The 18,447-nt window shown below is 39.4% G+C and carries 18 protein-coding genes and 2 tRNA genes; 11 read left to right on the plus strand and 9 right to left on the minus strand.

Annotated elements, in window-relative coordinates; all coding sequences use genetic code 11:
• Positions 1 to 10 precede the first annotated feature (10 nt).
• The 3 genes from fabD (at position 11) to pckA (ending at position 3,538) form a co-directional block, all read left to right on the plus strand.
• The gene (gene fabD, locus ACX3PZ_RS03700) at positions 11 to 889 is read left to right on the plus strand and encodes an ACP S-malonyltransferase (RefSeq protein ID WP_459083208.1); all 879 of its coding nucleotides are present in this window, start codon (positions 11 to 13) and stop codon (positions 887 to 889) included.
• 9 nt (positions 890 to 898) lie between these two features.
• Complete coding sequence (locus ACX3PZ_RS03705; RefSeq protein ID WP_459083209.1) at positions 899 to 1,804, plus strand: GYDIA family GHMP kinase; 906 nt, start codon at positions 899 to 901, stop codon at positions 1,802 to 1,804.
• Positions 1,805 to 1,933: 129 nt separating this feature from the next.
• Positions 1,934 to 3,538, plus strand: a complete 1,605-nt coding sequence (gene pckA, locus ACX3PZ_RS03710; protein WP_459111975.1) for a phosphoenolpyruvate carboxykinase (ATP) — start codon at positions 1,934 to 1,936, stop codon at positions 3,536 to 3,538.
• 63 nt (positions 3,539 to 3,601) lie between these two features.
• On the opposite strand, the gene ACX3PZ_RS03715 is transcribed toward pckA, so the two are convergent.
• The 6 genes from ACX3PZ_RS03715 to ACX3PZ_RS03740 form a co-directional block, all read right to left on the minus strand.
• Positions 3,602 to 4,006: a type II 3-dehydroquinate dehydratase gene (locus ACX3PZ_RS03715; protein WP_459083211.1), complete on the minus strand. Its 405-nt coding sequence runs from the start codon at positions 4,004 to 4,006 to the stop codon at positions 3,602 to 3,604.
• Between the two features lie 53 nt (positions 4,007 to 4,059).
• Complete coding sequence (locus ACX3PZ_RS03720; RefSeq protein WP_459083212.1) at positions 4,060 to 5,334, minus strand: chloride channel protein; 1,275 nt, start codon at positions 5,332 to 5,334, stop codon at positions 4,060 to 4,062.
• 1,025 nt (positions 5,335 to 6,359) lie between these two features.
• A tRNA-Glu gene (locus ACX3PZ_RS03725) sits at positions 6,360 to 6,431 on the minus strand.
• Positions 6,432 to 6,442: 11 nt separating this feature from the next.
• Entirely contained in the window at positions 6,443 to 6,697 is a 255-nt protein-coding gene (gene rpsT, locus ACX3PZ_RS03730) for a 30S ribosomal protein S20 (RefSeq protein ID WP_459083213.1), read from the minus strand.
• 252 nt (positions 6,698 to 6,949) lie between these two features.
• A tRNA-Glu gene (locus ACX3PZ_RS03735) sits at positions 6,950 to 7,024 on the minus strand.
• Positions 7,025 to 7,100: 76 nt separating this feature from the next.
• Entirely contained in the window at positions 7,101 to 8,405 is a 1,305-nt protein-coding gene (locus ACX3PZ_RS03740; protein WP_459111976.1) for an N-acetylmuramoyl-L-alanine amidase family protein, read from the minus strand.
• Positions 8,406 to 8,439: 34 nt separating this feature from the next.
• On the opposite strand from ACX3PZ_RS03740, the gene ACX3PZ_RS03745 reads away from it, so the two are divergent.
• From ACX3PZ_RS03745 to ACX3PZ_RS03755, 3 genes are read left to right on the plus strand one after another with little or no spacing between them, the layout of a single operon-like run.
• The gene (locus ACX3PZ_RS03745; protein ID WP_459111977.1) at positions 8,440 to 11,055 is read left to right on the plus strand and encodes a putative LPS assembly protein LptD; all 2,616 of its coding nucleotides are present in this window, start codon (positions 8,440 to 8,442) and stop codon (positions 11,053 to 11,055) included.
• Between the two features lie 47 nt (positions 11,056 to 11,102).
• Entirely contained in the window at positions 11,103 to 11,486 is a 384-nt protein-coding gene (locus tag ACX3PZ_RS03750) for a RidA family protein (RefSeq protein WP_459083216.1), read from the plus strand.
• A gap of 4 nt (positions 11,487 to 11,490) precedes the next feature.
• Complete coding sequence (locus tag ACX3PZ_RS03755) at positions 11,491 to 11,949, plus strand: hypothetical protein (protein ID WP_459111978.1); 459 nt, start codon at positions 11,491 to 11,493, stop codon at positions 11,947 to 11,949.
• An 85-nt stretch (positions 11,950 to 12,034) separates the two neighbouring features.
• Here ACX3PZ_RS03755 and ACX3PZ_RS03760 read toward each other — a convergent pair whose 3' ends face one another.
• On the minus strand, positions 12,035 to 13,552 hold the full coding sequence (locus ACX3PZ_RS03760) for a trypsin-like peptidase domain-containing protein (protein WP_459112745.1): 1,518 nt from the start codon (positions 13,550 to 13,552) through the stop codon (positions 12,035 to 12,037).
• 239 nt (positions 13,553 to 13,791) lie between these two features.
• Between ACX3PZ_RS03760 and ACX3PZ_RS03765 the strand changes: the two genes are divergently transcribed.
• From ACX3PZ_RS03765 to ACX3PZ_RS03775, 3 genes are read left to right on the plus strand one after another with little or no spacing between them, the layout of a single operon-like run.
• Positions 13,792 to 15,036: a peptidase U32 family protein gene (locus ACX3PZ_RS03765; RefSeq protein WP_459083218.1), complete on the plus strand. Its 1,245-nt coding sequence runs from the start codon at positions 13,792 to 13,794 to the stop codon at positions 15,034 to 15,036.
• Between the two features lie 15 nt (positions 15,037 to 15,051).
• A complete protein-coding gene (locus ACX3PZ_RS03770) occupies positions 15,052 to 15,282 on the plus strand; it encodes a ferredoxin (protein ID WP_459083219.1) in 231 nt (76 codons plus the stop codon).
• Position 15,283: 1 nt separating this feature from the next.
• Positions 15,284 to 15,853, plus strand: a complete 570-nt coding sequence (locus ACX3PZ_RS03775) for a 5-formyltetrahydrofolate cyclo-ligase (RefSeq protein ID WP_459083220.1) — start codon at positions 15,284 to 15,286, stop codon at positions 15,851 to 15,853.
• Here the strand turns inward: ACX3PZ_RS03775 and ACX3PZ_RS03780 are convergent.
• The gene (locus ACX3PZ_RS03780) at positions 15,808 to 16,386 is read right to left on the minus strand and encodes a hypothetical protein (RefSeq protein ID WP_459083221.1); all 579 of its coding nucleotides are present in this window, start codon (positions 16,384 to 16,386) and stop codon (positions 15,808 to 15,810) included. The genes ACX3PZ_RS03775 and ACX3PZ_RS03780 overlap by 46 nt on opposite strands.
• On the minus strand, positions 16,373 to 17,509 hold the full coding sequence (locus tag ACX3PZ_RS03785) for a hypothetical protein (RefSeq protein WP_459083222.1): 1,137 nt from the start codon (positions 17,507 to 17,509) through the stop codon (positions 16,373 to 16,375). Before ACX3PZ_RS03785 ends, ACX3PZ_RS03780 begins: the two co-directional genes overlap by 14 nt.
• Before the next feature lie 200 nt (positions 17,510 to 17,709).
• Between ACX3PZ_RS03785 and ACX3PZ_RS03790 the strand changes: the two genes are divergently transcribed.
• Positions 17,710 to 18,048 (plus strand): hypothetical protein, encoded by a 339-nt coding sequence (locus ACX3PZ_RS03790; RefSeq protein WP_459083223.1) that lies wholly within the window; start codon positions 17,710 to 17,712, stop codon positions 18,046 to 18,048.
• Between the two features lie 111 nt (positions 18,049 to 18,159).
• A complete protein-coding gene (locus ACX3PZ_RS03795; RefSeq protein ID WP_459083224.1) occupies positions 18,160 to 18,387 on the plus strand; it encodes a hypothetical protein in 228 nt (75 codons plus the stop codon).
• Positions 18,388 to 18,447: the final 60 nt, after the last annotated feature.

An 18,447-nucleotide genomic window follows, 5' to 3' on the forward strand; every position in this document is an offset into this window, starting at 1 on the left:
TAAATTAATTATGAAGAAAGCATTAGTGTTTCCCGGACAAGGGTCACAATTTGTCGGCATGGGAAAGGAATTGTATGATTCTAGAAAAGACATCAAAGATTTGATGGAGTATGCAAATGAGATTCTAGGATTTAATATTCTATCCACAATGTTTAGTGGAACGCAAGAAGATTTAACCAAAACAAGCATTACACAACCGGCAATTTTTATTCATTCCGTGGCTGCTGTAAAAGCGATAAACGCATTAGGAGCAGAGATGGTGGCCGGGCATTCTCTTGGAGAGTTCTCCGCCTTGGTGGCCAACGGTGTCTTGTCCTTTGAAGACGGACTAAAATTGGTTTCTGAACGAGCTCAAGCCATGCAGGACGCTTGCGATAGCAACCCAGGTTCTATGGCTGCTATTTTAGGTCTTGACGATGCCCTTGTCGAAGAAATTTGTGAACAAATTGACGGAATCGTAGTCCCTGCCAATTACAATTGTCCTGGACAATTAGTGATTTCGGGAGAAACTGCGGCAGTTGAATTAGCTTGTGAGAAGTTAAAGGAAGCGGGTGCCAAAAGAGCTCTTATGTTGAGCGTTAATGGAGCTTTCCATTCTCCGCTTATGCAACCTGCACAAGACCGTTTAGCCTCAGCGATTCAAACGACCAAATTTAGAAAGGCTACCCTTCCTATTTATCAAAACATATCGACTTTGCCGGTGACGGATGAAAACCAAATTAAGGAGAATTTAATTTCACAATTAACGGGTCCCGTAAAATGGACGCAAAGCGTTCAGAATATGGTGAAGGACGGTGCTACCTTATTTATGGAAGTTGGACCGGGTAAAACATTGCAAGGCTTAATTCGCAAAATTGACTCTGACGCGCAAGTGACTTCCGCAATTTAAATCTTTCCCATGGAGTCTTTTTTCTCACCAGGAAAGCTCTTACTTACCAGCGAATATGTAGTACTCGACGGCGCACTTGCCTTAGCTGTCCCTACGAAATGGGGACAAGAACTTTGGGCAGAAGAAGAGTCTGATTCGAAATCACGGGTCTATTGGGAAGCCTACCACCAAGATACCTTGTGGCTTCGCTGTGAAATTGATTATGCCAATTGGAAAGTGGTAAGCACCAACAATCTCGAAGCCTCTCTTTTCGTGGTGAGCGTTTTACAGTGGGTTCAAAAAGCTTCCTTAAAGGTATTGCGAGATACTCGCTCTTACCGCCTGAAAACCAATTTACAGTTTCCTTCTGATTTTGGACTTGGAAGCAGCTCTACTCTCATGACTAACCTTTCTCAATGGGCCGAAATTGAAGCGTTCACTTTAAACGATCGAGCTTTAGGGGGGAGTGGATACGATATTGCAGTAGCTCAAGTGAATCATCCGCTTCTTTTTCAAATTCAAGCATCGAAAAGAGTAGTGCAGCCCATCGATCTTGATTTTAGATTCAAGAATGAACTTCTTTTTATTCATTTGAATCAAAAACAAAATTCAAGAGATGGAATAAAGCATTATCGAAATAAACCAATTAGCACGAACTTGGTATCAAAATTTACAGATATCACAAAAAAAATTATCGTTTCTCAAACAGTTGAGGAGTTTTCGACGCTCCTAAATTTGCATGAAGATTTGCTTTCTTCCCATTTAGAGCTTGATACAGCCCGTAAACTGCACTTTGAGGACTGTCCTGCCTTTGTGAAAAGTCTGGGTGCTTGGGGGGGCGATTTTGTATTAAGTGCCAAGTTTGAGGGTTATCAGAGCTATTTTCAACACAAGGGTTTTCCGACTTTTTTCGAGTGGTCTGATTTAATCAAGTGATAATAAATGAGTTACAGTAAATTTGTAATTTTGTAATATCTGATTAATATCATTACCTTCCCCATGTGAAAAGTTTTCAATAAGTGTAAATTTGGATTCTTGAAAGAAAATCGAAAAAAAAGTAATTTTATGAAAGACAATCAAATCATTCAGCAGCTGCATGATATGGGAATCAAGGGTTATGAAGAGATCATTTACAATCCGTCCTATGAAACTTTATTTAAAGACGAAGTCTCTAGTGAGAACCAAGGTTTTGAAAAAGGGGTTTTGACGGAATCAGGAGCTATCTCGGTGCAAACTGGAGAGTTTACTGGACGTAGTCCAAAGGATCGCTATATTGTTCTAGATGACGTAACAAAAGACACGATTTTTTGGGATGGAAAAGTAAACATTCCAACCACAAGTGCACTTTTCGGACACTGTAAAAATTTGGTTGTAGAGCAACTTTCTAAAGCAAAAAAGCTATACGTGGTGGATACCTTTTGTGGTACAAATCCAGACACAAGACTAAAAGTAAGATTTATAATGGAAGTGGCTTGGCAAGCTCACTTCGTAACCAATATGTTTATCCGTCCTTCCTCGTTCGAGCTTGAGAAGTATGGAGAGCCTGATTTTGTGGTAATCAATGGATCTAAGACGACGAATCCAAATTGGGAAGAACAAGGATTAAATTCTGAGAATTTTGTCATGTTCGATTTAACGGAGAAAGTACAAATTATTGGAGGTACGTGGTACGGTGGAGAAATGAAGAAAGGAATGTTCTCTATTATGAATTACTATTTGCCTCTAAACGGAATGGCTTCTATGCACTGTTCTGCTAACGTAGGAGAAGATGGAGACGTTGCTCTGTTCTTCGGTCTTTCAGGTACAGGGAAAACCACGCTTTCTGCGGATCCAAAACGTTACTTGATCGGAGACGATGAGCACGGTTGGGATGACAACGGTGTCTTCAATTTTGAAGGAGGATGTTATGCAAAAGTTATTGACCTTTCTGAAGAGAAAGAACCGGATATTTTCAAAGCGATACGCCGCGACTCACTGCTGGAAAATGTGGTAGTGGATGAGAACGGAGTTTGTGATTTCACGGACAAAAGTATCACTGAGAACACAAGAGTATCCTATCCAGTTCATCATATTTCAAAAATTGTTCTTCCCTCAAAAGCAGGACATGCAAAAAAAGTGGTTTACCTTTCTGCGGATGCCTTTGGAGTATTGCCACCGGTATCTATTTTAAATGAAGAGCAGGCTCAATACCACTTCCTTTGTGGATATACCTCTAAATTGGCGGGCACGGAAAGAGGGATTACAGAACCTCAACCTTCCTTCTCACCAGCATTCGGTGAAGCTTTCTTAACGCTTCATCCCACTATGTACTCTAAAACCCTAATTGGGAAGATGCATGAACATGGAGCAAAAGCTTATCTCGTAAATACAGGATGGAACGGAACAGGAAAACGTATTTCCCTTAAGGATACAAGAGCGATTATTGATTCCATTATTGACGGTTCGATTGATTCGGCACCAAAAGATGTAATTCCAGTAATGAATCTTGAAATTCCTACAGCGCTTCCTCATGTATCTGAAGGAATTCTGGATCCTCGTGCTACGTATGCAACTGCTGAGCAGTGGGAAGAGAAAGCAAAAGATTTAGCGGCACGCTACATCAAAAATTTTGAAAAATACACTGATACAGAAGAAGGTAAGAGGCTGGTTGCAGCGGGTCCAACCCTTTAATCGTTGTAATAATAAAAAAATCTCCATCTTACTAAAGATGGAGATTTTTTATTTTACCTTTTCTTACAAGCTTAGCACGGCCAATCGGTAGCCTTGCATTCCGAAACCAGATATGAGTCCTCTCACATAGGGAGCCGTAACCGATTTGTGTCGAAACTCTTCCCGCGTGTATAGGTTGCTTATATGCACTTCAATTTTGATCTTTTGACAATTCTTTAAACAATCCGCTAGCGCATAGGAATAATGAGTGAAAGCGCCTGGATTCATAATCAAGGCATCAAAATCTTCTTTTTGAATTCGATCAATTAATTCTCCTTCTGAATTGGACTGAAAATACTGAAATTCATACTGAGAGAATTCAGTTTCTAGTTCACTTAAAGTACTCTCCATGCCTTTGGTACCATAGATGCTGGGCTCCCGAGTGCCTAGTAGATTTAAGTTGGGTCCGTTAACTAATAATATTTTCATATTCAAATTTAGGGAAATAAAGATAAGAATTAGTAAAAGAGGTTGGATTTGATCTATGTGTGAGTTTCTTCCGGTAAAGAAGGGGGCATCTGGTAGGTATATACGTTATATGGAAAGATCCATTTTGAAAAATAATTTGCACTGACAGAGCCAACTAGGATGGGAAGTGCGAGTGTGAATCCATTCGGAACAAGGTTGCAAATCAAAAACAGGGCTGTCAAGGGTGCGTAAATACTGGCAGAAAGCATGGCCGCGGCGCCCACAAGCATGAAATTTAAAGGTATAAGGGTGGTTCCAAAGAATGTGTTGCAGAACAGAGCGAACGCTAATCCTAAAAAGCCTCCTGCGACAATGCTAGGTGCAAATACTCCACCATCTCCACCAGCGCCTAGTGTTAGAGCTGCGGCAAGTGGCTTGATAAAGGCGAGTATCACTAAAGTAGCAATGGCGTAGGTTTCTGGATTTACAGCCAATTTATTAAGCCCGTGGTAGCTATCTCCATATAAAACTGGAAAAAGAAAGAGCATGGTCCCTACGCTGAGTGCTCCTAGGTTCACTCGAATAAAATTGTTGTTGATTCCAGAGAAAAATTGTTTAAGTCTAGTAACTAGGAATGTGAAATAGATTGACATGAGAGCACCAAGGACCCCCAAGATTGCCATGTAAGGAATAGCTCCCCATTTCCAATCGCTCACACTTACAGGAATGATAGGCGCACTTTCGAGAATGTTTAGTAGACCCCATGAGACTAACGCGGCCGCAGTACAACTTAGAATAATTGTTTTGTTGAGTCGACGTGCTATGACCTCCACGGCAAATAGCCAACCTGCTATAGGACTGTTGAAAAGAATTGCGACCCCTGCACATACTCCGGCACAAACAAGTTCGCGTTTGTACATTTTGGCAGAGAATTGCCATTTATAGATTCCATTTCCAATCGTAGCGGAAGCGACCACGGTAGAAACTTCAACTCCTGTAGACCCACCAAAAATCACAGTTAGAAACCCGTTAATGTAATGAGAAGGAACTTTAAACCAAGGCAAGTGTTCTTTTCGAAGGTCTAAGGTTTTGTAAATTTCTTGTATTCCTTTGTTTCGTCGATTTTTAAATACGTATTTCCTAAGAAAGTAGATCGCGGTAATCCCCACTGAGGGGATTATAATAAAAAGCAAATAGCTTTTTAATTTTATGAAATGAAAAATATGTTCTTGGAAATATTCCGTAATTATCTTCAGAGAATATGCCATAAAAGAAGCTAAGACTGCGATTAATGCGGCTGCAAAAATTAATCGAAAGTAATATTGTCTTTGAATGGTGACTCTGTTCATGATTATCTGAGAATTAAGGTGCAAAGTTACATTATCTATTTCCGAATCGGAAATTATCAGATATTCAATTCTAGGTGAATATAATGGACTTTGTACTACTTAGCGGAATTGGCCGTTTTTTTGAACATAGAAAAGGCAGATTAAGAATAATCCACTTGTTAATTGTGGCCTTAGCGGAATTGGTTTCGTTTTAGGAGGGTAATTTTCAATGTCTTGTTGGGGGTACTCTCGAAGTGCGAACCGGCTTACTAATCTTTAGTATAATTCAAAATATTAAATAAGAAGGAATTACAGTAGATGTAGTATTAAAAGGAAACTGCTAAAATTACTGCGCTGTTGCGCTAGACAGTTCTTCTGGTGTTTCGTTGTTTAATTCTCAAGTAGGATATAACTCCGTGGGATCTTATATCGATAAACTACTTCGGGTTTTCATAACACACCTCTTTACCATTTTCCCAATAACAATATGGTTTGCTTTTTTCCTGGGACGCCACGGGATCCGCACGTTCACATGAATACATACTTAATATAATCACACAAAGGGCCGTTGAAAGTGGTTTGCATTTTTTGACGGCGATACAACTAAAGATATTTTGATGTTTTCTGATTGATTTTTTCATATGGGTGTGGATTTAAGGTGAATATTTGACGAGATGTTATTTCTTTGCGGATGTCGGTTCGTGCGCGTCACAAAATTTTCGTGGTTAAATAGACCGATTAATACGATGCCAATACGATAGATGCCATGTAGGAAAGAGAATAGATACGGTTCAATTTAATTTTCATATCAAAGAACCATAATTATCCCATAAAAAAAAAATACCTCGAAAGAGGTATTTTTTAGATAAAGAACTTGCAAAACATTATTCCTTTTTGATTATGTATTCACCAGTTGTGGTACCAAGTACAAACACATCGATATTTGTTGCCTAAATTAAATTGAAAATGTGCAGATATAGTAATCGTGCAAGGAAGGTTTTGAGCATAAAAAAAAGTGGATTAAAAATAATCCACTTTTTTGATTGTAGCCCGTAGGGGAGTCGAACCCCTCTTGCAAGAATGAAAATCTTGAGTCCTAACCGATAGACGAACGGGCCTCCTATACTAATTAAGCTAGTTTGTTAACGTGCTTAGTTAATTTGCTTTTTAGGTTAGCCGCTTTGTTTTTATGGATGATGTTTTTCTTAGCTAAACGATCCACTAGCGAGATAACTTTTGACAATTGCTCAGTAGCAGCTTGTTTGTCTTCTTCGTTTCTTAGTACTTTCACAGCTGTTCTTGCAGTTTTGTGATAGTATCTGTTACGCAGTCTTTTTGCTGCGTTTTGTCTGATTCTCTTTAGAGCTGATTTATGATTTGCCATAATTGTTTCTCAATTGTGGGTGCAAAGATAATACTATTTTTAATTCCCACAAATTAATTTTTAAAATTAATAAAATTTTTCTTTTATCTAAAGTAAGGCTCCATACTTTGCTTATTTCACCTTCTTATTTTGCTTTTCTACTCTCTGATTTAGAAAGAGCGGCAAAGATACGTGAATCTCTGCTGATTTCAAAGAGTGATTTCAATTTTCCTTTCTAAAAAGTGCATAATTGCAACGGGTAAAGTTAGGATATGGTAGCCTATAGGGGAATCGAACCCCTGTTGCAAGAATGAAAATCTTGAGTCCTTACCACTAGACGAATAGGCCGGATTTGAGGATTGCAAAAATACGGAATTATTTGCAGTTGGCCAACCATTGGGCAATTCGTCTATAAAAGTGCTAATTAATTCAGTTTTTGAATCACTGTGCCTTCAATTCCTTTTTTCTCAAGATCTTTTTGAAGTTCAACTGCCGCTTCCAGCGTTTTCACACTTCCATACGTGTAGTAGAAGACTCCGTTCTCTTTCGTTCTGGTCACTTTATCCTTAAGGGTTTTCAGTAGGTAGGAGTTGCTACTAAGTCTACTTTTTGAAACGGCTAATTCAATGGTGTAGGACCCTTTCGACAACTTTTGGTTTGGTGTAAATCCTATGGAAGTTGCATTTCGGAATCCTGCATCTTTGGCGGTTTTTAAATTTGCATCTCTAACCGATGCAAAATTCGTGGTTGCATAATAGTACTTGTAGAGTTTTCCTTCTTTTATAGTAAGGATATACTTAAGGCCTTTAAGTGCAGGGTCAGAGTCATTGTATTTTGAATTCGAACTCATAAGTAGAATTCTAAAATCATTTTTCAAAGGTTGTTCCACTGGTTTTTCAGGAACTTTTTCAACGATAGGACTGGATTTTCCACCGGACTTGCGATCGTATGCTTTTTTGTAACTGACTATGGAATTGTAGATGCTTTCTGCGACTTCGTTTTTTCCTCTTGTAGAAGCAAGATAGTGCGCTTCGTCGTAATTGGATATAAATCCTGTTTCAATTAAAACGGAAGGCATTGCATTCATCCTAAGTACGTGAAGGTTCATTTGTTTTACTCCGCGTGAGAGTCTTTGGTCTTTTTTAGAGAAATTCTCTTCGATATGCCCCCCTAGAATTAAACTTGCCTCTAAGTATCTGTTTTGTTGAATTTTTAATGCAATTAGGGATTCAGGTGTTTTTGGGTCATAGGATCCAAAGGTTTCCTTGTCCTTTTCATCTAAAAAGATTACGTCATTCTCTGCTTTCGCCACTTCCAGATTTGTGCGATTCTGATCAGGCCCCTGTACGTAGGTTTCGGTTCCGTAAGGAGAGGTTCTTTCATTCGCATTGAGGTGAATTGAAATAAAGAGATCAGCCTTGGATCGGTTGGCTAGATTGGTTCGGTCCGTAAGAGAAGGATAAACATCTGTTTTACGCGTATAGATTACTTTATAGTCTTTGTCTTTTTCAAGCATTCTCCCCACTTTTAGGGTAATGTCTAGAGCAATGTCTTTTTCTGCGACATATCCAATATCCGCATACTTACGATTTGCTCCGTGATCATGACCGCCATGACCCGCATCTAGGACGACAACGAATTTATTCTGGCCCCAAAAAAAGGCACTTAAAAGAATAAAAAATATCCCCAAAAATTTATTGGGATAATTTGTTTTGCTATTCATCAGCATTATTTAATAAAAATATTTAATTTTGACCCCATTAATGATAAACATAAAGCGAATCAAAATCAGCTTCAAAAATATATTACATATTTCAATTATCCTAATTTTTAACAGTTTTTTAGCACAAGTAAGCGCTCAGAATCAGGTTAAAAAAGAGGGGGTTGATACGATTATGGTGAAATCAGACACTCTGAATTTAAGAGAGCCTGAGCCCTTGGCCGCCCCTGTGAACTCCACGGCGGATAACATTCGTACAGACGTGCCTAAGCGCATGACCTACCTGAATCAGAATGCGGAAGTCACCTATCAGGATATGAATATCAAGGCAGACTATATTTCTATTGATTGGAATACAGGGAATGTTTTTGCTCGAGGTAAGCTCAATGATAAAGGTCGGGTGATAGAACCTGTAATTACAGAGCAGGCAGGGAAAATCTATGAAACGGATCAGTTCAATTTTAATTACAAATCCAAGCAGGCAATTGCTTACAACACCCGAACGGAAGAAAGTGAGGGGGTGATTGTGGCAGAAAAGACGAAGAAAGTCAACGACTCTATTTTTTATATGCGTCGAGGTAAGTATACGACGGATGAGTATTTTCTGAGTAAAAAAGATACCATAGCAGATTACTATCTGCTTGCGCCGAATATTAAGCTTATAAAAGGCAAAAACAAATCTCAGGTGATCACGGGTCCTATTCAAATGTACATTGAACAGGTTCCCACGCCTCTCGCATTACCCTTTGGAATTTTGCCTTTCTCAGACAAGAGATCCGCAGGGATCTTGATTCCAAGTTTTGGGGAAAGACAAGATGTCGGGTTCTTTTTGAACGGACTCGGGTATTACCAACCGATTGGTGAGCATTTCGATATGAAAGTAATGTTGGACTTTTTCACCAAAGGAAGTTGGAATATACGACCAGAAGTCAATTATCGAAAGAACTACCGTTACAACGGAAACTTTAATTCCGAAGTGGGAACTACTGTTCGAGGAATTAAAGGGCTGGATGATTATCAGAAATCATCTACCTATCGAATTGGCTGGAGACATCAGCAAGATTCGAAAGCGAATCCTTATTTTAATTTCTCCGCCTCAGTCAACGTAGTAAGTAGCAAGTTTTACAGCAATACGATTAACAACAACCATATTTTTGATCAGAGTGTTCTTAATACACAGCAGAATTCTACGATTTCTGCGACGAAAAGGTTCCTGACGCTTCCAATTACGATCACAGGAACGGCTTCCTATTCCCAGAACTTTGCGGACGGCAGCGTCAACTTAAGGCTTCCCCAGATGAATGTGGCTATTAATCAGTTCTATCTATTCTCTCCCAAGGATGGGGGGATACGAGAAGGCCTTTTGCAAAACATTACTGTGAACACAGGACTTAACTTCTCAAATTCTATTAGTGGCGTAAAAGAAGAGGATATGTTCCAAAAAGCGATGTGGGACAACATGCAAACGGGTCTTCAGAATAATTTATCCATTGCGACCAATACTACACTCGCAAAGTATTTCACATTTTCTCTTAGTGCAAGTGCAAACAATGTGCTGACGACCAAAACTCTGGATCGTTTCTACGATCCCATTGAGGATAAAGTGCAAAATGTATACGAGAAAAAAATCGCAGGGTATTCCACATTCTCCACTTCAGCGAGTTTGCAAACCACACTTTATGGGATGCTAAATTTCAAAAAAGGAAGTCTTGTCGAACGAGTTCGACATATGGTAATTCCAAGTATTGGATTTACTTACCAGCCTGATTTTGGTACTCCCGATTGGGGTTATTTTAAAAATTATTATTCAGCCACGGGTGAGCTTACACCTTATTCCATTTTTGACGGAGGAATGTTTGGGTCTCCCTCGAGCGGTATGGTCGGGGCAATGACCTACAGCATTGGAAACAATATTGAGATGAAGGTCCGAAACAAAGAAGATTCCACTGGCGTGAAAAAAGTAAAACTTTTTGAAAGTTTGAATATTTCAGGAGGATATAATTTTGCTGCAGAAAGCCATAAATGGAGTATGGTCAACATAAACGGACAAACTTCTTTATTCGATGGCAAAGTAAATATGAATACAAGTTTGGTGATTGATCCATACGAAACCATTTACGATGTAAACGGTTTAGGAACTCGAACCGAGAATTTTGGAAAATTCAATTTACAAGGGTTTAATATTCAGATGTCTGTTCCTTTAAGTGATGCACTTTTTGCGTCGAAAGACAAGAAAAGTCCAGAAGAAATGTACAAAACCAGAGGAGAGATTCGAAATGAGAATTATTATTTTGACGAGTTTAACTATGCTCATTTTTCTCAGGCATGGACTCTGAATTTAAATGCGAATTATGCCTATACCCAAGGGGCAACGCAGTTTGGAAATAAGGTCGCTTCCGTCGGTATTGACGGCTCTATCAAGCTAACTCCGTTTTGGAACATTACGGGAAGTACGCATTACGATTTTATTACAAAGAAACTGGCGTATACCCGAATCGGGTTCTTTAGAGACCAGCGAAGTTTCACAATCAACTTTAACTGGGTGCCTTTTGGACAGTACAAAGTCTATGACTTCTTTATCGGAATCAAAGCGAATATCCTAAGCGATGCGATTAAATACAATGATCGTAGCTTTACAGAACCGAATTCAAAATTCTAGACTTTCGAGTATTTTAATAATAATATTACCTTTGCAAAAATTCAACTATGGAAAAAAAATATATAAACACGACGAAAGCACCCGCTGCAATAGGTCCCTATTCACAAGCTGTTCTTGCAAAAGGAGTTCTTTATATTTCAGGTCAAATCCCATTAGATCCTGCTAGCGGTAAGCTAATTGAAGGAATTGAAAAGGCGACTCATCAAGTGATGCAGAACCTTCAGGCGATTCTCGAGGAGGCAGGAATGGATTTTAGAAATGTGGTCAAATCAAGTATTTTTCTGACCAACATGGATGATTTTGCTCTTATGAACGAAGTGTATGCGTCTTATTTGAATCCTGAAAATTTACCGGCTAGGGAAACGGTTCAAGTATCTTCTTTGCCTAAAAATGTTGAGGTCGAAATATCGATGATTGCCTACGAGAATTAATCAGATGAATTTCCTTCGTAATACAATTGCCGTCCTATTAGGGCTGGGAATCGCAGGTCTTATTATCAGTTTCGGTATTCGAATTAATCCGGATTGGATTACCTATGAGCGGTTTTCAGCATTTCAATCGTGGGATAACTTTCTTTATTCCATGAAGGACAATGATGCCTTCTTTGTCTTCTTACTTTTCCTTTCGGGGATTGGTGCTACAATAGGTGGCGTTTTGACCGCGATTGTGGTGAAATATGCGAAGGTTGCTTATGCCATCCTAATTGGGTTCATCCTTTTGTTTATCGCAATGATGGATGTAATTGTAAACCCCTATCATCCTACTTTTTATAAGATCCTCATCTTTTTAACTTTTTTCCCTTTTTCGTGGATTGGAGGCAAAATCACCGAGGTGATTTACGATAGAAAGGAAAGACAGGCAAGAAAAAAAGAAAAGAAGGCCTTAGAAAATTAAATAGATTTTTTTACAATAGAAAAGGGGCTTCGAAGTAATTCGAAGCCCTTTTTTAATTCAAATATTTATTAGAAACGAAAGTTTCTTACTGCGGCATTTTAAATCCTTGTGTGTAGATTCCGCCACGTTCATTGACATACTTCACTTGAACGTTTCCGGTAAAGCCATTAAGTATTTTGTCGACGTCTTTTTGGGAGTTTACGGGTTTTCCGTTGATCTCAATGACGATGTAGTTGTCCACAACTCCGATCTTAGCCATTTCTCCACCTTGGACCACGTTTCTGACAAGAACTCCGCTATTTAGCCCATACCGAGTCTTAAATCCTTCGTTTAGGGGCTGGAATTCAGCTCCAATTTTTTCAGACACTGTAAGATCGGCACGAGTACGGACCGAGGTGTTTCCTTTCTGGTCTTTCAATACCACACGAACCGTGTTTTCTTTGCCATTACGGTTGTAGGTTACATTTACTGCATCCCCAGGTCTTTTACTACCGACTGCTACAGATAGGTCAGCGAAATCAGTAATGTTTTGGTTGTCCACTTTGTTTATAATGTCTCCTGCTTTTAATCCCGCATCTTCGGCCCCGGATTTTGCGGAAACTTCTCTTACGTAGATTCCCACACCCGGCTTCAAACTTGTTTTGTATTCTCGGTTGTACAGAGCTACTTGCTGTTCGTCGGAAAGATCAACAGACATTACACCTAAGAATCCTCTTTGAACGAGACCGAATTTTTTAATGTCCTCCACAATCTTACGCGCAAGATTAGAAGGCACTGCAAATCCATACCCTTGGTAGTAACCATTTGTAGAGGCAATGGCAGAATTAATCCCAATTAGATCCCCGTTTGTATTGACTAGGGCACCTCCTGAGTTCCCCATATTAATAGCTGCGTCCGTTTGAAGAAAACTTTCAATCGGGTTGGTTGCGGATCCCTGGGAAAGAATTCCAATTCCTCTTCCTTTCGCTGAAATAATTCCGGCAGTGGCAGTGGAGTTTAACCCTAAAGGATTCCCAACGGCAAGTACCCATTGACCTACTTCAACAAGATCAGAGTTTGCAAAATTCAAGTAGGGCAATCCCTTTTCATCAATCTTTAATAAAGAGATATCTGTGTTTGGGTCTGTACCTACTAAAGTCGCGGTATAGCTTTTCTTGTTACTTAGAACTACTTCCAATTTAGAAGCGCCCGCCACCACGTGGTTATTTGAAATAATATAGCCATCGGGTGAGATGATTACTCCAGATCCCATTCCACTTGGCATGTTGTCTGGACGTTGTTGTTGTCTTGGTTGAGCACGTTCCCCAAAGAACCATTCGAAAATGTCTTGTTCAGAACTACGTCCTGCGGATCTTGTGGAGTAATTTTTAATGGTTACCACGGCCGGTACAGTCATTTTTGCAGCTGTGGTGAAGTCTGTTCCTGTACTGGCTGCTCCGAGGGAAGCGAAGTGAGCACTGTCGTTTTTAGTTGAACCGAAATAAGAGTAATCTTGCAAGCTTGCTTGCTGATTTTCGGCTAGTTTAATACCGCCAAAGACGGTAGCTCCTGAGATAACCCCTACAAGAGCAAAGGGTAGCATTTTTTTGACTTTCTCTGTCATTTTTATCTTTCTCATTATTAAGTTAATTGGTATGTATCGCAAATTTAACACTAAATAGGTATGCAGTCAAAAGCGGTTGTTTCATATTTAACGGAACTTTAACAAGATTTATCACTATTTTAGAGTATTCCTTCGCGTTCTATACCTTTGCCGAAAGATAGGGGGCTTTAATTGAGTGATTTCAGTCGTTCTTGCACAAAATTTAAAACCATATCTTTGCAAAAATTTTTGATATCATAATGACAAATACAGGAAAAATTGAATTGATGGCTCCCGCAGGAGACTTTACGGCCATGCAAGCTGCGCTTGACAATGGTGCGGATTCTATTTATTTTGGTGTGGAGCAGTTAAACATGCGTGCTCGCGCTTCCATGAATTTTACCATCGACGACCTTCCCGAAATATCGAGACGTTGCAAAGAAAAAGGAGTGCGTACCTATTTGACACTCAATACGATCGTGTATGACCACGACCTTTCTATCATAAAAACTTTACTAGATAAAGCCAAGGCTGCCGAGCTTACCGCTGTGATCGCGATGGATCAAGCTGTTATCTCCTACGCGAGACAAATTGGACTTGAAGTACACATCTCCACTCAGATTAACATCACCAATATTGAAACTGTGAAATTCTATGCACTGTTTGCAGATACGATGGTCATGAGTAGAGAGCTCAGCATAACGCAAATAAAAAAGATTTGTGAACAGGTAAAAAGAGACGAGGTTAGAGGTCCTAACGGAGAACTTGTTGAGATCGAAATTTTTGGACATGGAGCCCTTTGTATGGCGGTTTCTGGAAAATGTTACCTTAGTTTGCATTCCAGTAACTCATCAGCAAATAGAGGTGCCTGCAAACAAAACTGTAGAAAAAAATATACGGTAATCGACCAAGAATCTGGATTTGAAATTGAATTAGACAATGAATACATGATGTCTCCTAAAGACCTATGTACCATTGGATTTTTAGATCAAGTAGTGGATGCCGGTGTAAAAGTCCTGAAGATTGAGGGGCGTGGACGTGCGCCAGAATATGTGGCCACAGTCGTAAAATGCTACCGCGAAGCGATTGACGCAGTGGCAGACGGTTCGTTTAGTCAAGAGAAAGTGAAAGGATGGATGGACCGATTGGAAACCGTTTACAATAGAGGTTTTTGGAGTGGGTACTATTTAGGACAGGAGCTTGGCGAATGGTCTGAGAATCCAGGTTCTAGTGCGACACAGAAAAAAGTATACATTGGAAAGGGTCGTCATTTTTATCCGAAATCCAACGTAGCTGAATTTTTAATTGAAGCGTACGACTTAAGTGTAGGGGATAAAATTCTTATACAAGGGCCAACTACCGGTTCACAAGAAATGGTAGTGGAACGGATGCTAATTGACGAGAAAGGAGAAGCAGAAAAGGCAAGCAAAGCGGATGTGATTACTTTCAAAACAGAATTTAGAGTAAGACCTTCCGACAAACTTTACAAAATTGTTGAGGCTTAAGCAAGGAACGGAACTATGGTGATTGTTACGCTACAAAGAGATAAATGCATTGGATGCAACTACTGTGCAGAGTTTGCGCCTGAGTATTTCCGAATGTCTAAAAAAGATGGAAAATCGGTACTTTTGAAATCTACAGATAAGAAAGGGTTTTTCACTTTGAAGACCCCTTTTCCGGAAGCATTGACGCCGTGTGAAAGGGCGGCCAAGGCTTGCCCAGTCAATATAATCTCTGTTAAAGAAGTGTGAAATGACAAAAAGTGAAATTCGTCAACATTATTTAGAACTTAGAAAAACCTTATCTAGCGATGAGGTTTTGTCTTATTCTACACAAATCTTTGATCGGTTTCTTAAAGCCTTTGATCCTTCAGAGATTCAAAAGGTGCATCTTTTCCTAAGCATTGCCAAATTTAAAGAAGTGAATACAGAGCTTTTTATTTCCTATTTTTTGGAAAGGGGTATCCGTGTTTTTGTTCCTAAGATGGTCGGAGACACCCTTATTTCAATCGAGCTAAAAAGAGAGACTCCAATGGCCCTTAACTCTTGGGGGATACTCGAACCTACAAGCACAATGGATAGTGGGGAAAAGGATTTCGACCTAGTCATCACACCACTTCTGTATTGTGATTTGCTTGGCAATCGTGTTGGGTATGGGAAAGGGTTTTACGACCGATTCTTCGCTTCGCTTCCTGCAAAAACGAAAAAAGTGGGGGTGGGTTACTTTGACCCGGTACAACCCGTAGAGGATGTATACGATTCGGACGTTCCACTTGATTACTTAGTGACTCCTAGAGAAGTACTGTCTTTTATCGGCGTTTGATAGAAGTTGAGAAAAAAGAATTTAAATTCCTTCTGAAATTGTTTGGGCGTTGATACGAGAACATACTGCGCCTCACGCTGTTTCCTAGCGATCGATCTATTTTGTGCTGAGAAATATTCCACATCAAATTTCGCAAAATTTAACGTGTCATTTTCGTGAATTTTTTCATAAACGCTGAGGTTATGCACTTTTGCAGCTCTCACTTGGAAGCTATCCAGTTCCTTTAACAACGGTTGCAATGTAGTTGAATCCGCCTTAAAGAAGTAGCCCTGCAGTTGAGAGTACATTGCGGAATCAATCTCTGTATCTTGTTTACCCGAACTATACAGGATCGAAAGATCAATAACCTCCTGTACTTTTTGTTTCGTAATGGAATTAATAGCCTGGGCACTGTCCATATTTGCACTTGGATAAGAGGACTTGTTATTGTTGTACTTTACATTTTCAAGTGATAGTTCGTGTTTGTCTTTTTTGCAGGCTAATACTAAAAAGGCAAGGGCAAAGAGTAATACGTATGGATTAAAGTTCTTCATGGTTTGTAATTCTAAATTTAATTAAGACAATCTTACCTTTTTCCATTTTTGTGTCGATTACCTCCATATTCTTTAAAGAAGTCGTTGGAGTAGTTACCAAATTGATATATCGAGATTTGTCAAGTGTTTCAATCCCATAAGTGTCGTTGTCATAGACTTGATAGATAAGGGCGTCTTGACTGATTAGAAAGTTTAAGCTCTCCCGCTTTCTCTTAATGTCCTGAATGGAATTAGAGTAATAATAGAGCATAATCGCATAATCGTTCGGCTTTAGCTCAATGATTTCACTTTCTGGGGCCGTTTTTAAGTTTCTACGAATTGTGTCGGTTCGGTAGTACGGAGACGAAACAACCATTGTGAGCGTGGAGCCTTCGGGATTTCGATACACGAACGGTTCGTTTGGTTTCGCATTGTATAAAATTGGAGATTCATCTTTTTTCAAAATCTGTACCTGAAGTTCCGCGTTTATTTTGGAATTTCGATCGGAATCAATAAAGTTGTAATAATATTCCTTTGTGAAGAGCTCGTCTTTGTAAAGGAAAATCACCGCTGCGAGTGCGATAAAGGCCAGTCCCGCAATCCCATACCACATTTTTGCTGTTCCCAGTTCTATTTTTGATTCCTGTTTTTTTTCAGGGACCGTTAGGTGGTTCGTGACTTTAGAGAGTGAAGCGTCCAATTCAACCATTTCAGAAGGCTGAGACTCTATTTTTGTAGGAGAGCTAGGAATCTTTGGGTCTCGTTCCTCCGTGAGATTTGATTCGGAAGAAGGACTGTGAGTCATTGGGCTCGCTTCTTCATTTTCTAGTTCCGAGAGAATTTCATCAGCGTAAAGGTGTTTCTTTTTAAATTCATACCAAGAAGAGTATCCAGCGTAATCGGACAGTAAGTTTAGAATGTCGATGCGGGGTAGTTTGGTAACGGGTGAATTCTTGAAATAGGTGTAAAATGATTTCTCACTGATGTTTCCTTTCACCTTTTGACGCAAATCTTCTTGGAAATAAATGATGTCGATTCCTTTCCAATGGGCTATATTTTCTTCAGACGGAGTGTGTGATTCTAAGTATTTTGCCTGAATCTCCGTTTTAAGCTGTTCAAAATGCAATAAATCTAAATCGCTCAAAGTAGATGTTTAGTATTTAAGTCGTTGGTTTTCAGTTATACAAAATTGTAAATTGATTTTACAAATATAATACAATCAATTTTCATAAACAAGTTTGGTATCCGATATACCTTTGTATTGTTCAATTGAAGATGTGCTTTAGAGCGAATCCTAGATTGAATAACAAAAATAGGAAATCAAATCAAACCAAACACCTTATTATGAAAAAATCATTATTCCTAGCTGGATTTGCTGCACTTACCTTAGTAGCATGTAAGAAAACAGAAACTGTAGAAACTGCGAACGCTGCAGATTCAACTGCAAATGCACTAGCTGATTCGGCTGCTGTAATTGCGGATTCGGCTGCATCTGTTATTGATTCTGCTGCAACTGCAACGGTTGACGCTGCTAAAGATGCTGCGGCTGCAACGACTGCGGCGGGTGCTGAAATAGCAAAGGACGCTGCGAAAGGAGCTGCTGATGCTGCGGAAGGAGCTGCGGATGCAACTGTGAAAGCTGCAAACGAAGCTAAGAAAGCAGTTAAGGAAGCTACTAATTAGTAGAAAATCCTTTTTATTCCAGAAATGGATAAAAAAAAGTGCGACGTATTAAAAAATGAATTACATTTGCACGCTTAATTAAAAAAACAATTTTTAAAACAATAATTTATTATGAAAAAGTCATTATTCGTAGCGGGTATCGCTGCTTTAGCTCTTGTAGCTTGTAACAAAACTGAAACTGTTGACACTGCTGCTGAAGTAGTAGATTCTACTGCTGCTGTAGTTGATTCAGCTGAAGCTGTAGTTGACTCTGCAAACGTAGTTGCTGATTCTGCTGCTACTGTTGCTGAAGAAGCTGCTGCAACTGCTGTTGAAGCTGCTGAAGAAGCAACTAACTAGTCACTAGTTTAGAAAAGCTAAAGCCATCTTACCTTAGGTAGGATGGCTTTTTTATGTTTA

The organism is Chryseobacterium sp. A321 (assembly GCF_054489265.1).

Excerpts from the sequence above, each read along its gene's own strand:
- ACX3PZ_RS03755 (WP_459111978.1), top strand. The coding sequence starts at position 11,491 with ATGAATTTCCTTCGTAATACAATTGCCGTCCTATTAGGGCTGGGAATC.
- ACX3PZ_RS03790 (WP_459083223.1), top strand. The coding sequence starts at position 17,710 with ATGAAAAAATCATTATTCCTAGCTGGATTTGCTGCACTTACCTTAGTA.
- ACX3PZ_RS03745 (WP_459111977.1), top strand. The coding sequence starts at position 8,440 with ATGATAAACATAAAGCGAATCAAAATCAGCTTCAAAAATATATTACAT.
- ACX3PZ_RS03750 (WP_459083216.1), top strand. The coding sequence starts at position 11,103 with ATGGAAAAAAAATATATAAACACGACGAAAGCACCCGCTGCAATAGGT.
- ACX3PZ_RS03795 (WP_459083224.1), top strand. The coding sequence starts at position 18,160 with ATGAAAAAGTCATTATTCGTAGCGGGTATCGCTGCTTTAGCTCTTGTA.
- ACX3PZ_RS03740 (WP_459111976.1), bottom strand. The coding sequence starts at position 8,405 with ATGCTGATGAATAGCAAAACAAATTATCCCAATAAATTTTTGGGGATA.
- ACX3PZ_RS03705 (WP_459083209.1), top strand. The coding sequence starts at position 899 with ATGGAGTCTTTTTTCTCACCAGGAAAGCTCTTACTTACCAGCGAATAT.
- pckA (WP_459111975.1), top strand. The coding sequence starts at position 1,934 with ATGAAAGACAATCAAATCATTCAGCAGCTGCATGATATGGGAATCAAG.
- ACX3PZ_RS03760 (WP_459112745.1), bottom strand. The coding sequence starts at position 13,552 with ATGACAGAGAAAGTCAAAAAAATGCTACCCTTTGCTCTTGTAGGGGTT.
- ACX3PZ_RS03780 (WP_459083221.1), bottom strand. The coding sequence starts at position 16,386 with ATGAAGAACTTTAATCCATACGTATTACTCTTTGCCCTTGCCTTTTTA.
- ACX3PZ_RS03765 (WP_459083218.1), top strand. The coding sequence starts at position 13,792 with ATGACAAATACAGGAAAAATTGAATTGATGGCTCCCGCAGGAGACTTT.
- ACX3PZ_RS03715 (WP_459083211.1), bottom strand. The coding sequence starts at position 4,006 with ATGAAAATATTATTAGTTAACGGACCCAACTTAAATCTACTAGGCACT.
- ACX3PZ_RS03720 (WP_459083212.1), bottom strand. The coding sequence starts at position 5,334 with ATGAACAGAGTCACCATTCAAAGACAATATTACTTTCGATTAATTTTT.
- ACX3PZ_RS03775 (WP_459083220.1), top strand. The coding sequence starts at position 15,284 with ATGACAAAAAGTGAAATTCGTCAACATTATTTAGAACTTAGAAAAACC.
- rpsT (WP_459083213.1), bottom strand. The coding sequence starts at position 6,697 with ATGGCAAATCATAAATCAGCTCTAAAGAGAATCAGACAAAACGCAGCA.
- fabD (WP_459083208.1), top strand. The coding sequence starts at position 11 with ATGAAGAAAGCATTAGTGTTTCCCGGACAAGGGTCACAATTTGTCGGC.
- ACX3PZ_RS03770 (WP_459083219.1), top strand. The coding sequence starts at position 15,052 with ATGGTGATTGTTACGCTACAAAGAGATAAATGCATTGGATGCAACTAC.